This is a genomic window from Acinetobacter sp. JADD-222, from assembly GCF_049310645.1.
In genome coordinates this window covers 183,396-196,919 of sequence record NZ_JBMOWI010000001.1, presented here as the reverse complement: position 1 = coordinate 196,919, position 13,524 = coordinate 183,396, and the positions used below count along the sequence as shown (strand labels likewise).

Below are 13,524 nucleotides of genomic sequence, written 5' to 3'. Positions count from 1 at the left end.
TTATAGCATATAGGCTTTTATTACTTTTGAAGGATCAAAAGTAACCAAAAATCCTTTGTATCACTGACGATACTTCCTGTATCGCAGTGATACGGTCGACATCCATGTCGACCTTCACGATAGTATTTGTTAACTACGAATTAAGATTGCTTAAATTTCGTGTATTCCATAACACTTTTGCTTTTTGCATCGCTTCTTCAAAATTAGCAACAACGCCCATCGTATATAGCGCGATTCCGATGGTTTCTGTTACGGCTATTTCTCCATATTCATGGTGCTGTTGACCAAGCCATACTGCTTTAAACGTTGCTAAATCTAATTCTTCTTCAATTGGGCTTCGTTCAGGTGTGAGCTTTGGCAACTCATGTTCATAGAGCTCACCATTTTTAATACCACAAATGAGTGTTTTTGCATCTGGATTTCGTTCAAATTCACCACCTTCACCTTTAATGACGGCACTATTTTGATAGCCTAAGCGTAATGCACTATGTTGGTGAGAAGTTCTGTAAGCAGGGTGGAATATTGCTTGTAAGGTAGCCTTAGCGTTAAAAGGATTAATCAAACGGGCCAAAGTATGAATAGGCGAACGCAATCCCATGACATTTCTTAGAGATATCAATTCGCTTAAAACTGGTGAAATCACGTCTAGGGGTAAGTAAGCAAAATTTTGCTCTGCTAATTGTGTACGAACTTCTTGTTCAGAATGGCAAATTTGATAACCAAGATATTCTAAGACTTGCTCAGTATAAACACGGTTAAGCGTGTGACCTGATGCACCATGCATAACAATTTTATGGCCATGCTGAGCAAGTGTAAGAGCGGCTAACAAAAACCATGGATAGTGTTTTCGCTTACCTGCATAAGATGACCAATCTAAATCAACATCTAAAGGTTCAAAATGAAGCTGATCTTTGGTCGCTTGCACAAACCCTGCAAGTTCATCAATCGATTCTTCTTTAACCCGAAGCAGCATTAAAAATGCGCCTAGCTGTACATCTAGCACTTCACCTTTTAAAATCATGGTAAATGCTTGATAGGCTTCTTCATAGCTTAAAGAGCGAGATCCGGTTTTCCCCTTACCTAAAATACGGACATATTGAGCAAAGGGATGTTCAGCATCTTTATAGATATTACGTTTAGTATTCATCGTAGTTCAAAACAATAAAAATGATGGGATGTAGGCAGCTCAAAATGAAATGTCCACAAGTATTTAATCAATATGACATAAAAAACTGCTGAAAAAATATCAAAAGTGTTTCTTATACTAAAGTCTTAGGATTGCCTGAGTGTTTTTTATGCGTATCAGCTAAAAATTTAACCGAATCGTTATTTAATTCGAGTACACTTTCCCGTGCTTTTTTGAGCACTCATATCATAATTTTATGTGATTCTCCTATATCTTCAGCTTTTTATTGAAAAAGTAAGAGGTTATTTCTAGCTACTCATAGTGGTTAGAAACTTCAGGTATTCTCCTGTTTTAGAAAGCATTGATTTTGTTTTCATTGAGGTAGTAGGAAGGTTTTTTGTTCACAAAAAACCATTTCCCTTTTGCGGTGTTAATGTGAAAGGTTAGGGCTGTGTATTCGTAAAGAATAGACGTTTCATTTTGGTATTTCCAACGGACTTGGAAATATAGATTGAAGTAAAGTTATGGCTAAAAAACCGATTTATAAATCACTTTATTTTCAGGTGATTATTGCGATTATTGCGGGTATCTTGGTAGGGCATTTTTCTCCAAGCTCAACGCAAATTGTCAATGGTGTCGAACAGCATATTCCGGGGTTAGGTGAAAAACTCAAGCCATTAGGTGATGCCTTTATTCGTTTGATCAAGATGATCATCGCTCCAGTTATTTTCTGTACCGTGGTAAGCGGTATTGCTGGCATGGAAAGCATGAAGTCAGTCGGAAAAACTGGCGGCGTTGCGTTATTATACTTTGAAATCGTTTCAACAATTGCACTTCTAATTGGCCTTGTTGTAATTAACATTGCTAAACCGGGTGTAGGGATGAATGTTGACCCTACCACTCTCGATACTTCGGGCATTCAAAAATATGTCAGTTCTGGTGAGTCACAATCTACCATTGATTTCTTAATGCACATCATCCCAGATACGGTAGTTGGCGCATTTGCAAATGGTGAAATCTTACAAGTCCTTCTTTTTGCAATTCTCTTTGGTTTTGCTTTACATAAGTTAGGTGATGCAGGACGTCCAGTTTTAAAATTTATTGATCAAGTTGCACACGTGTTCTTTAACATTGTGAATATGGTCATGAAATTAGCTCCGATTGGTGCATTCGGTGCAATGGCATTCACTATCGGCAAATATGGTGTTGGTTCACTCGTACAATTAGGGCAGCTCATTATCTGCTTCTATATTACGTGCTTACTCTTTATCTTCTTAATTTTGGGTACAATCAGCCGTATTAGCGGATTCAGTATCCTTAAGATGATTCGCCTGATTCGTGAAGAGTTATTAATTGTACTTGGTACATCTTCTTCTGAATCTGTTTTGCCTCGCATGTTACGTAAACTTGAAATTGCAGGTTGTGAAAAATCTGTAGTTGGTTTAGTTATCCCAACAGGTTATTCATTTAACCTTGATGGTACGTCAATTTATTTGACTATGGCCGCAATCTTTATTGCTCAGGCAACAAATACACAGCTTGATATTCAACATCAGATTACTTTGTTATTGGTACTCTTAATTTCATCTAAGGGTGCTGCGGGTGTAACAGGCTCTGGCTTTATTGTTATGGCTGCAACTTTATCTGCTGTAGGACATATTCCAGTGGCAGGTCTGGCATTGATTTTAGGTATTGACCGTTTCATGTCAGAAGCCCGTGCATTAACTAACCTTGTTGGTAACTCATTAGCAACGATTGTTGTTGCAAAATGGGTCGGTGCTTTAGATAAAGATAAGCTAAATGATGCTTTAAACAATCCAGATGAAGTCGACAGAAAAATGATGGAGCAAAAAACTCCTCAAGTCGCTGAAGGTTTAGATTAATTCAAATAAATCTATATAAAAGAGGAAGCTTTGGCTTCCTTTTTTATTGGCTGACTGAAAAGTACAGTTTTAATGAGCAGCTATGTCATGACAGTAGCTTAAAAAATGATTAGCATGCACAACAATCAGATTAGATAAAACAATAAAGCCGAAGGAAAATATTATGTTGGCATACGATGCAGATTTAGAATTATTCCGTGATAATTTTAAACGTTTTATGAATGAGCATATTGCTCCACATTATGACCAATGGGAACGCGAAGGAATCATGCCACGTTCTGTCTGGAATCAACTGGGCGAAAATGGCTTTTTATGTGTGGATGTTCCAGAAGAATACGGTGGTTACGGCGTACCAACCTATTATTCATTAATGTTGGTTGAAGAATCGGCACGTGCTGGATTCTGTGCATTATCAACAGCGATTTCTTGCCACTCTGAAATTGCTGCACCATATATTTTACACATCGGGACAGAAGAGCAAAAACAATATTGGTTGCCGAAAATGGTGACAGGTGAAGTGGTTGGTGCAATTGGTATGACTGAACCTGGAGCAGGCTCGGATTTACAATCAATGCGTACCAGTGCCATTTTGCAAGATGACCATTATTTATTAAATGGCTCAAAAACATTTATTTCAAATGGACAACATGCTGACCTTGTGGTGCTTGCAGTAAAAACTGATCCTCAAGCGCGTGCGAAAGGGGTGTCGTTATTATTGGCAGATACTCATCTGGAAGGCTTTAAGAAAGGTACCAACCTCGACAAAATCGGTCTACATTCTCAAGACACATCTGAGCTATTTTTTGACAATGTTAAAGTTCCTAAAAACCAGTTACTCGGTCAAGCTGGACAAGGCTTTGCTTATTTAATGCAAGAGTTACCACGTGAACGTACCGCTATTGCATCTACCGCAATTGGCGCTATTCGTGGTGCAATTGATTTGGCAACTGCTTATGTAAAAGAGCGTCATGCATTTGGTCAACCTATTTCACAGTTCCAAAATACGCGTTTTGTTTTAGCACAAGCAAAAATTGATGAGCTTGCTACAGCTGCTTTTTACGAAAGAAACGTTGCTCTATATCAAGAAGGTAAACTTGATGTTGAAACAGCAGCAGCGCTTAAAAGTTTCAGCACTGACATGCAAATGAAAGTCGCAGATAACTTGCTGCAACTCTTTGGTGGGTATGGCTATATGACTGAATATCCAATTTCACGTTTCTTTGTAGATGCACGTATTCAACGTATTTACGGTGGTACAAATGAAATTATGAAAGAAATCGTGGCGCGTGGATTAATCGGTAAAGCTTAATAATAGCTTCAAAAAAGCCTACCTTTGAGTAGGCTTTTTTATTATTTAGCTGTTTTCTGCGATGGTTCATCGAATAAAGATTTACAGCTTTCTAAATTTTGACATGAAGCAAACATAAGTGCTTTAGGCAAGCTCGCATACAAATTTGTAATGTGTTGTTCAGCAGGGTTATAAAAATGCCAATAACTAAATTGGTTTGAACGTTTATTTTCTAAAGCTTTAAAGAAATCTGCTTCATTTAATTTATTGTTAAGTTGAGTGCGAGGGCCACCTTGCTCATGTGTACCGACTGTGGTCATGAGTAAAGGGGAATGATTTGGTTTCTGACTTTGCCAATGATTTAACTGCTGAAATAACATGCCTTGGTCAAACCAGAGAGAAGGGCTTGCAGCAAAGTAACGCTGAAATGCATTTGGCTTTTGAAAAAAATGATAAAGCACAAATAAACCTCCAAAAGAATGTCCATAAAGACTTTGCTGTTGGCTATTAATCGGAAATTGTTTTGCAATTGTAGGCTTGAGTTCGCTATTTAAAAAAGCAATAAACTGATCAGCACCCCCATATTTATATTTACCTTGTGCTTGAAATTGGGCAGAAGGTTTTGGAGTGTAATCATAAGCACGCTTTTGCACATCAAAGGTTTTTTGCTGAGGGTAACCAACCGCTACTATCATGAGTGGATCTAGTCCTAATTTGGTAGAACCAGCGCCAATCGACTGAGCAATATTGGCAGCACTTGGAAATATAGCATTTCCATCTAATATATAAAGTACTGGATACCCATGTTGGGGCGGGGCGACAGGTGGTTTATAAATTTGAATAAGATAATCATGGCCTGTATTTTTAGATTTAATTTGAAATTGTGCCTGATTATTTTGAAAAACGATTTTTGGTTGATTTTGTATAGGCGTTTGGGCGAGGGCAGAACAGCTTATTAAAGTATTTAATAAAAAACTAGTAGATAAAAGGAAAAATGATCTTTGCATAATGGGCGATAATAAAATTTATTATACAAATAATAAATGAAAATCATTATCAAATAAAGTAATCAAGAAATGGAAGCAAAAAGGTTAATGAAAAAAGCTCTTACAGCTATATTGCCTAACAAATCAAAGCAGACTATTGTTATACTCTCGTTTAAAAGATGATTTTACTGAGGCTGCATTCTAATGATCAACGATGATCAAAACAAAACGACTTCTCTTAGTTTAGAACAAATTCGTGAAGATATTGATAGTGTAGATCAACAGATTCAAGAATTATTAAATCGCCGCGCAAGCCTTGCTGAAGCTGTTGCTAAAGCTAAATTTGCTTCCGAAGAGAATCCTTTGTTTTATCGTCCTGAACGTGAAGCACAAGTTTTACGCAAAGTCATGGAGCGCAACCAAGGTCCTTTGTCTGATGTCACCATGGCGCGTTTGTTCCGTGAAATTATGTCTGCTTGCCTTGCTTTAGAAGCTCCGCAAAGTATTGCATTTTTAGGACCGGAAGGGACTTTTACTCAATCTGCCGTGCTTAAACACTTTGGTAAAGATGCAGTTGTTCGTCCATTACCAACAATTGATGAAGTGTTCCGTGAAGTAGAAGCAGGTAGTGCACATTACGGCGTAGTGCCAGTTGAAAACTCATCTGAAGGTATTGTGAACCATACTTTAGATTGTTTTAAAACATCGAATTTAAATGTGATTGGTGAAGTTGAATTACGTATTCATCATCAATTCCTTGTCTCTGAAAATACACGTAAAGACAGTATTAAACAAATTTATGCCCACCAGCAAACTTTGGCTCAATGTCGTCAGTGGTTAGATGCGCATTATCCGGGTGTTGAACGTGTTGCTTTAAACTCAAATGCAGAAGCTGCACGTCGTATTCGCAACGAATGGCACTCAGCAGCGATTGCATCAGATATTGCAGCAGGTATGTATAATCTTGAAATTTTACATAGTAATATTGAAGATAATCCGGAAAATACCACTCGTTTCTTAGTCATTGGCCGTGAAAAAATTCCACAAAGTGGCAATGACAAAACTTCATTATTAATTTCAGCACATGACCGTGCTGGTGCTTTATTAGAAATTTTAGCGCCGTTTGCAAAACATAATATTAGCTTAACAAGTATTGAGACCCGTCCAGCATTACCTGAAAAGTGGGCATATGTATTCTTTATCGATTTAGAAGGCCATATCGATCAAGAGAATGTTGCTGCGGCAATCAATGATATTCGCCCAATGGTAAAAGAGCTTCGTATTTTAGGTTCTTATCCTGCTGCCGTTCTCTAATTACTCATGTTGGAATAATGACATGCATCAAGATGGTCATGTCATTATGCTTAAAAACAAATTGCTCAAAGGTTTAAATCACTTTGAGCAAAAGCAAAGTTGAAGTTATGTCACACCCCCTATTTAAAAAAGTTGCATTTATTGGTTTAGGACTCATCGGGTCGAGTTTGGCACGGGTTATTGTTGCCGAAAAGTTGGCGACAACTATTGTGGCATCTACACGCTCACAGAAAACTTTAGAAGATGCAAAATCACTTGGCTTAATACAAGAAGGATTTTCTGATCCTGTAGAGGCTGTGAAAGGGGCTGATTTAGTGGTTTTAGCTTTGCCAGTACGTGCGACACAAAAAGTGCTTGAGCTAATTAAACCTCATTTGACAGAAACCACGATTGTAACTGATGTGGGAAGTACAAAAGGTAATGTCGTCGATGCAGCAAAAGCTGTATTTGGTGAAGATTTACCAGCAGGTTTTGTACCAGGACATCCTATTGCTGGTAGTGAGCACACGGGCGTTCATGCAGGTAAGGCCGATTTATTTGCAAATCACAAAGTTATTTTAACGCCGTTACCCACAAGTGCAGAATGGGCTGTTGATAAACTAATTCAACTTTGGTCTGCTGCTAAAGCTGAAGTCATTTGTATGGACGTTGCCAAGCATGATGAAGTTTTAGCACATACAAGTCATTTACCGCACTTGATGGCATTTAATTTGGTTGAGCAACTTGCAAACCGAGAAGATAATCTTGATATTTTCCGCTATGCAGCAGGTGGCTTTCGTGACTTTTCACGGATTGCAGCTAGTGATCCACAAATGTGGCATGACATTTTCTTTGCCAATAAAACAGCCATATTAAATGCTGTAGATGGCTTCGAAAAGCAACTAACCGTACTTAGAAAATTGATTGAAAACGAAGACTCTCATGCATTAATGGGTTTACTCGGCCATGCTCAGGCAGCACGTCAGCATTTCAATCATATGTTAGCCAAAAAACCTTTAATGGAGAAAAATAAGGTGACACAGCAATTCAGTATCTTACCGGGAAATAAGGCATTTAAAGGTAAATTTACCGTACCGGGTGACAAATCTGTGTCACATCGCTCCATTATGTTTGGTGCTATTGCAGAAGGCACTACGCATGTAACTGGCTTCCTTGAAGGTGAAGATGCTTTAGCAACTTTACAAGCTTTCCGTGATATGGGTGTAAGTATTGAAGGCCCTAAGAATGGGGAAGTGACCATTCATGGCGTGGGTATGCATGGTTTAAAAGCACCAGCGAGTGCCTTGTATATGGGTAACTCTGGAACCAGCATGCGTTTGCTTTCAGGCATGTTATCAGCACAAAAATTTGATTCTGTCATGACAGGTGATGCATCACTTTCTAAACGTCCAATGGAGCGTATTGCTAAGCCATTGCGTTTAATGGGTGCGCAAATCCAGACAACAGGTGAGAAAGGTACACCACCTGTAAGTATTACTGGTGCTCAGCAATTAAAAGGCATTCAATACGACTTGCCAATGGCATCTGCTCAGGTGAAGTCGGGTATTTTACTTGCGGGCCTATGGGCTGAAGGTGAAACTTCAGTCACTGAGCCAGAACCAACTCGTGACCACACAGAGCGTATGCTTCGTGCATTTGGTTATGATGTTAAAACCGAAGGCAACAAGATTTCACTCGTTGGTGGTGGAAAATTAGTAGGTACTGATATTCAGGTTCCATCTGATATTTCATCTGCTGCTTTCTTTATGGTGGGTGCTGCAATTACTGAAGGTTCCGATGTTGTTCTGGAAGCGGTAGGTATTAATCCAACACGTACTGGTGTAATTGAAATTTTAAAACAGATGGGTGCAGACCTGACTGTTGAAAATGAACGTATTGCCGGTGGCGAACCTATTGCTGATATTCATATTAAAGGTTCACGCACACTTAAAGGCATCCATATGCCTGAAGACCAAGTACCTTTGGCAATTGATGAATTCCCAGCTTTATTTATCGCAGCAGCTTGTGCTGAAGGTCAAACTGTATTAACTGGTGCAGCAGAGCTTCGAGTGAAAGAGTCTGACCGCATTCAGGTCATGGCTGATGGCTTAAAAATCATGGGTATTGATTGTACGCCAACTGATGATGGCATCATTATCGAAGGCAAAGGTAAATCTGGCGATTGGTCACCAATCTTTGCTGGCGGTGAAATCGAGTCACATCATGACCACCGTATTGCCATGAGTTTTAGTATGGCAGGTCTTCGTAATTCTGGTCCGATTACAATTCATGGTACTGAAACTGTGGCGACAAGCTTTCCGACTTTCACGGAGTTGGCGAATCGTGCAGGCTTAACAATCGAAGTTAGCCAATAACTTTTGACCTAAAACATTTTATAATTGCTAACACAATAGCAACGGCAGCAGCGAGCTAAAGGCTTGGCTGCTGTTTGTTTATTGCTTATGCTAAGTGCAGATAATGATAAAAGTGTTAGGACAAAGGATGAAAAAATTACAATTTATTGCCAGTTGCCCACAACATGGGGTGCTTGATCATCCACCAAATGAATGCCATATCACTCAAGAATATGTAGCGGCTTTACTGTTTAAACAATTGGGGCATTATGGCTTTGATGCACAGCATATTGTGCATGAACATGAAAAAGTAGAAGTGAGTATTGATAATCATCTTTTACCCTTGTCTATTACTTGCCAGAAAACAGACCATGAAGGGCATTTGATGTGTGAAATCTCTGCCAATCCAGATGAGGAACAAGACTGGTTTGAGAAAATCGAAACACAAAGCATTATTCGTCAGCTTGAACAGGCAGTTGAAAATAGTTTGAAGGCTGATCATAGCTTTTCAGCATTTGAATGGAAAAACTAAGCGCACGGCTGTTAAGAGTTATTCATGAAGTACGGCTTTTTAGAAAGGTCGTACAATCTCTTTAGATTAAATATAAAAATACAAAATCTTTCCCGAAATCCCTACCTATCTTTAATGCATTGTGTATATTGAAATTATTAAGATATTTACATAATTAGAGTGTGGTTTTCATGACACAAGTTGATATTGCAGCACTATCTCCTCAAGTGGTTTGGCAGCATTTTCAAACACTTTGCATTATTCCTCGTCCTTCAAAGCATGAACAGCAGCTTCGTGAATTTTTACAAAACTGGGCCGAAAGTCGAAATTTAGAAACTTACGTAGATGAAGTGGGGAATTTGATTATTCGTAAGAATGCGACTCTGGGTAAAGAACATGTGTCTGGCGTTATTCTGCAAGGCCATTTAGATATGGTCACTCAATCCAATACTGGCACAGTACACGACTTCTTTAAAGACCCGATCCAGCCAGTCCTCGAAGATGGCTGGTTAATTGCTAAAGATACTACTTTAGGTGCTGATAATGGCATTGGGGTAGCATTAGCTTTGGCAGTTTTAGACTCAAATGATATTGCTCATGGGCCAATTGAAGTTCTTCTAACAGTTGATGAAGAAGCAGGGATGAGTGGTGCGCGACTTTTACAGGCAGGTGTACTAAAAGGGAAGTGGCTATTTAATATTGATACAGAAGAGTGGGGCGAGTTGTATCTCGGATGTGCTGGTAGTATTGATGTTGAGGTAGAGCAGCCGCTTAATTATGAACCAATTCCTGACAATCTTAATATTGTGAATATTCAGGTGGCTGGTCTTAAAGGTGGGCACTCTGGCGTAGATATTCATTTAGGACGTGGCAATGCCAACGTTATTCTGGCCCGTTTTTTAAATCAGCATTTAGCGAAGCTTGGTGGACGACTTGTTGAGTTTATAGGTGGTACAGCTCGTAATGCTTTACCTCGCGAAGCTGTAGCAACCATTGCCATTTTATCTAACCAATTGCCTGAATTAGAAAAATTACTCGCTGAATATCAAACGACATGGAAAAACCAATTACAGGGTATTGATGACAACCTGCAATTAACTATTCAGCCTAATAGTGCTGAAGTGACCGAAGTGATTGCTCAACAACAGCAAAATGAATGGTTGCAAGCTTTAGCAACAAGTCCTTATGGCGTTGCAAGTATGAGTCAAGTTCTACCAGATGTGGTTGAAACCTCAAACAATATCGGGGTTGTAAAATTAAATCGAGAGGCCGGAAAAGCTGTCTTAATGGTTCGTTCAATGGTGAACCAAGAAGCTCAAGACTTTGCAGAAAAAATTCAGGCACATTTTAGTCAATTTAATATAGCTTCAGCACTCACACCGTTAGTGTCAGGTTGGACACCAAACCCTGACTCGGCGGCTCTAAAGTGTTTACAACAGGCCTATCAAAATGCATTTAATATTGAGCCAAATCTAAAAGTAATTCATGCAGGCTTAGAGTGTGGGATTATTGCCGAGCATTATCCACATTTACAAATGGTTTCTTTTGGACCGGATATTCAAGGTGCGCATGCACCGGGTGAACGAGTCAAAGTTGATACTGTAGAGAAATGCTGGAAGCTGTTGGTGACAGCTTTGGCATCTGTAGAGTAGTTTTTTATAAATAAGAAGCTCAATCATGAGCTTCTTAAACTTTAACCTTTACATGAAAATGATGTGGATTTAACTTGATAAACTCGATTTCACAATCAATAAATTTTTCAATCATGGCTGCTTGAGTACGAGTGTGTTCGCTAATACATTGTGCGGTGAATTCACCACCTTGACCTAGAGCTAAAGGTAGAAGTAACTGATCTGCCAAATACTCATCTACAACAGCCTGCGAAGATAAATATAGATTTACATCTTTTGCTAAATGATCAGCTATTTGCTCTGCACTTTTGCGCATCTCACCTAAAGCTGTAAACAGTTGAGTGTGATATTGATGAGTAACTTTCACATAGACTGTATTGCCTTGGCTAATTCCATTTAAATGAAATTGTTGCTGAGAGCTTAAGTTTAGTTTTTTACTTAATGTGGTTAATTCACGTTGTACTATCTGTGCTTCTTCTGAAAGATTTAATACTGCTGCAAAAGCTTTATTGCATTGCAAAGCACCACGATCTAATAACTTTAAGCTGTTTCGATGTTGCCATGGCTGAATGGTAACTTGAATTTCACCCGCACCAATTGGAAAAAAGCCAGCTTTATTTAATCTAAAATCGACGTTAATTCCAATCTTTGTTAGAGCAGGTAAAAAGCAGTGTTCAATAAAATCTGCTGTTGGTGCAAGTGGGTTATGTGTACCCCCTGAAATGGTGAGTTCGGTAGCTTCATTTTGTAATAACAAAACAGGTAGAAGCGTTTGTAAAACCAGTGTTGTACTACCCGCTGAACCGATTTGAAATTGATATTTACCACTTTGAACATGCTGAGGTGTGAAATATAAACGTTGGCTATGTAATTCAGCACCCTCTACATAAGCTTGGCTAATTTGTTGAGATGCTTGTACACAAACCAAATGTTGACGCATTAAACCTGGTTTTTTACGCCCAGCACGTATATTAATTAATTCAAACGGCTGGCCTGTAATCATTGAGAGGGCAAGGGCAGTTCTTAAAATCTGTCCACCACCTTCACCTTGTGAGCCATCAATTTGAATGACTTTTGGTATATTTACCAAAACTGTATTCACTTCTATTTTCCTTATTTTCTAATTTAATGAACATACTGTCAGTACATGGTAATGCGAAGTAATGTGTGACTTTGTTTTCGACAAAGGTTTACTAGGTGCATAGTGCTGAGCCTGATAAGTGAATATCGATGCACGGCTCACATGCTGCCATAGCCGCCTGAATTATTTTCAATCCCTCAGATCGGAGTAATGCAGGATCTTGTACTCGCCCAGTATGTCCAAACTTTGATTGTGAAAAGGATTTCACAAAATCTATTGTTTAATCGATTAGATCAATTTGCCAATTAGTAGCCTGAATTTTAACGTTTAAGTCACGGAGTTTTGCACTGATATCATCCGCCTGTTTTTGTAAGCTAGAAACCGGAATGACCTTCTTCCACTTAATTTCACGTGAGCTATAACGATCAGGTTCTCGATGCGTATTGGCAATCGCATCGATTAAAATCTTATGCTGTTCAGCATAACTATCGCGCAAGCTTAATAGAGACAATAATACTTTGCCATCTTCCAGTTTTGCTTGTGCATTGGTCAAATGGATACGATAAATCAATTGATTGCTTTCCTGAGTTAAAGCAAATACTTGTTTGATGAGTTCATTTGGATCTTCACTAGGTTCATCACCGTCTTGTACCAATACATTCGCATTGATTCGTTGTTTTAACGAAGTGAGCTTTTTTTGTTGATCGCTTCGAAGTAAAAGTGCTTCTGCGAGTTTCATATTTTATTTTCCTAAAAATTTATTCTTTAATCTGTTGAGCTGGCAACTTTAATCTGTTGAGCTGGCAAGTAGTAAGCAACCTTTATTTTGCTCTGGTGAATAGATGGTTAAGCACCAATTACCTCACCATTCTCGGCCCGGTTCAAAATAATCATTCCATTCAGAACTTTCTTCCCGACCACTACCTGGATAGCCAACCCAATCATATATTTCACAGTCTTTCTCCGTGAAAAGGCATAGCCGCAAGAAAGCTTGAAAGAATGTTACCTGATTAAAATGGGTAAGGGTTGTGCCATATGGTGGATCAATAATTGCCTCTAACAAGCCCCAAAACCAATTATGTCTAGAAAATAAATTAGGTTTGTCCAAACGATTAAAACTTACAAGGCTGCGATCTAATTTTTTAGTGGTTAAAGTATTTAAGTCTAACGTTTTTTCTATTGCTAAACTTTCACAATTCAATAACATCTGTTGGTGAATAGCTAGCGTATTCGAAGATTCTGTCTTATGTACGACATTAAACAAAAATACTTCAAATACGGCTTGTATGGCATCAAGATCAGATTGTAACTCTTTGGTATTCAAATGATCTAATTGGACAAACATATGCTCACCTTCTGGGTATGGTAAAT

General features: G+C 38.6%; 10 protein-coding genes and 1 pseudogene. 6 read left to right on the top strand and 5 right to left on the bottom strand.

Annotation, left to right across the window (positions count from 1 at the left end):
* Positions 1–133 precede the first annotated feature (133 nt).
* Positions 134–1,147: a glycosyl transferase family protein gene (locus ACO6UW_RS00930; RefSeq protein WP_057062024.1), complete on the bottom strand. Its 1,014-nt coding sequence runs from the start codon at positions 1,145–1,147 to the stop codon at positions 134–136.
* Between the two features lie 503 nt (positions 1,148–1,650).
* Here ACO6UW_RS00930 and ACO6UW_RS00925 point away from each other — a divergent pair.
* Both ACO6UW_RS00925 and ACO6UW_RS00920 read left to right on the top strand, forming a co-directional pair.
* Positions 1,651–3,009 (top strand): dicarboxylate/amino acid:cation symporter, encoded by a 1,359-nt coding sequence (locus tag ACO6UW_RS00925; RefSeq protein ID WP_002118145.1) that lies wholly within the window; start codon positions 1,651–1,653, stop codon positions 3,007–3,009.
* 163 nt (positions 3,010–3,172) lie between these two features.
* Positions 3,173–4,318: an acyl-CoA dehydrogenase family protein gene (locus ACO6UW_RS00920; protein ID WP_017386519.1), complete on the top strand. Its 1,146-nt coding sequence runs from the start codon at positions 3,173–3,175 to the stop codon at positions 4,316–4,318.
* A 41-nt stretch (positions 4,319–4,359) separates the two neighbouring features.
* Here ACO6UW_RS00920 and ACO6UW_RS00915 read toward each other — a convergent pair whose 3' ends face one another.
* Positions 4,360–5,304 carry an alpha/beta hydrolase gene (locus ACO6UW_RS00915; RefSeq protein ID WP_057062023.1) on the bottom strand — a complete coding sequence of 315 codons (945 nt, stop codon included), beginning with the start codon at positions 5,302–5,304 and terminating at the stop codon, positions 4,360–4,362.
* Between the two features lie 183 nt (positions 5,305–5,487).
* On the opposite strand from ACO6UW_RS00915, the gene pheA reads away from it, so the two are divergent.
* The 4 genes from pheA (at position 5,488) to ACO6UW_RS00895 (ending at position 11,093) form a co-directional block, all read left to right on the top strand.
* Complete coding sequence (gene pheA / locus ACO6UW_RS00910; protein WP_002049199.1) at positions 5,488–6,597, top strand: prephenate dehydratase; 1,110 nt, start codon at positions 5,488–5,490, stop codon at positions 6,595–6,597.
* Positions 6,598–6,704: 107 nt separating this feature from the next.
* Positions 6,705–8,951 (top strand): bifunctional prephenate dehydrogenase/3-phosphoshikimate 1-carboxyvinyltransferase, encoded by a 2,247-nt coding sequence (locus ACO6UW_RS00905; protein WP_017402977.1) that lies wholly within the window; start codon positions 6,705–6,707, stop codon positions 8,949–8,951.
* A 127-nt stretch (positions 8,952–9,078) separates the two neighbouring features.
* Positions 9,079–9,462 carry a hypothetical protein gene (locus tag ACO6UW_RS00900; protein ID WP_348891823.1) on the top strand — a complete coding sequence of 128 codons (384 nt, stop codon included), beginning with the start codon at positions 9,079–9,081 and terminating at the stop codon, positions 9,460–9,462.
* Between the two features lie 170 nt (positions 9,463–9,632).
* Positions 9,633–11,093: an aminoacyl-histidine dipeptidase gene (locus tag ACO6UW_RS00895; protein WP_057062022.1), complete on the top strand. Its 1,461-nt coding sequence runs from the start codon at positions 9,633–9,635 to the stop codon at positions 11,091–11,093.
* A 34-nt stretch (positions 11,094–11,127) separates the two neighbouring features.
* Here the strand turns inward: ACO6UW_RS00895 and rtcA are convergent, their stop codons facing one another.
* The 3 genes and pseudogenes from rtcA to ACO6UW_RS00880 all read right to left on the bottom strand — a co-directional run bounded on the left by rtcA (position 11,128) and on the right by ACO6UW_RS00880 (position 13,498).
* Positions 11,128–12,174: an RNA 3'-terminal phosphate cyclase gene (gene rtcA / locus ACO6UW_RS00890; RefSeq protein ID WP_057062021.1), complete on the bottom strand. Its 1,047-nt coding sequence runs from the start codon at positions 12,172–12,174 to the stop codon at positions 11,128–11,130.
* 259 nt (positions 12,175–12,433) lie between these two features.
* Positions 12,434–12,892 (bottom strand): DIP1984 family protein, encoded by a 459-nt coding sequence (locus ACO6UW_RS00885; protein WP_057062020.1) that lies wholly within the window; start codon positions 12,890–12,892, stop codon positions 12,434–12,436.
* A 48-nt stretch (positions 12,893–12,940) separates the two neighbouring features.
* Positions 12,941–13,498, bottom strand: a pseudogene (locus ACO6UW_RS00880) (hypothetical protein).
* Positions 13,499–13,524: the final 26 nt, after the last annotated feature.

Excerpts from the sequence above, each read along its gene's own strand:
- ACO6UW_RS00930 (WP_057062024.1), bottom strand. The coding sequence starts at position 1,147 with ATGAATACTAAACGTAATATCTATAAAGATGCTGAACATCCCTTTGCT.
- ACO6UW_RS00925 (WP_002118145.1), top strand. The coding sequence starts at position 1,651 with ATGGCTAAAAAACCGATTTATAAATCACTTTATTTTCAGGTGATTATT.
- ACO6UW_RS00920 (WP_017386519.1), top strand. The coding sequence starts at position 3,173 with ATGTTGGCATACGATGCAGATTTAGAATTATTCCGTGATAATTTTAAA.
- ACO6UW_RS00915 (WP_057062023.1), bottom strand. The coding sequence starts at position 5,304 with ATGCAAAGATCATTTTTCCTTTTATCTACTAGTTTTTTATTAAATACT.
- pheA (WP_002049199.1), top strand. The coding sequence starts at position 5,488 with ATGATCAACGATGATCAAAACAAAACGACTTCTCTTAGTTTAGAACAA.
- ACO6UW_RS00905 (WP_017402977.1), top strand. The coding sequence starts at position 6,705 with ATGTCACACCCCCTATTTAAAAAAGTTGCATTTATTGGTTTAGGACTC.
- ACO6UW_RS00900 (WP_348891823.1), top strand. The coding sequence starts at position 9,079 with ATGAAAAAATTACAATTTATTGCCAGTTGCCCACAACATGGGGTGCTT.
- ACO6UW_RS00895 (WP_057062022.1), top strand. The coding sequence starts at position 9,633 with ATGACACAAGTTGATATTGCAGCACTATCTCCTCAAGTGGTTTGGCAG.
- ACO6UW_RS00885 (WP_057062020.1), bottom strand. The coding sequence starts at position 12,892 with ATGAAACTCGCAGAAGCACTTTTACTTCGAAGCGATCAACAAAAAAAG.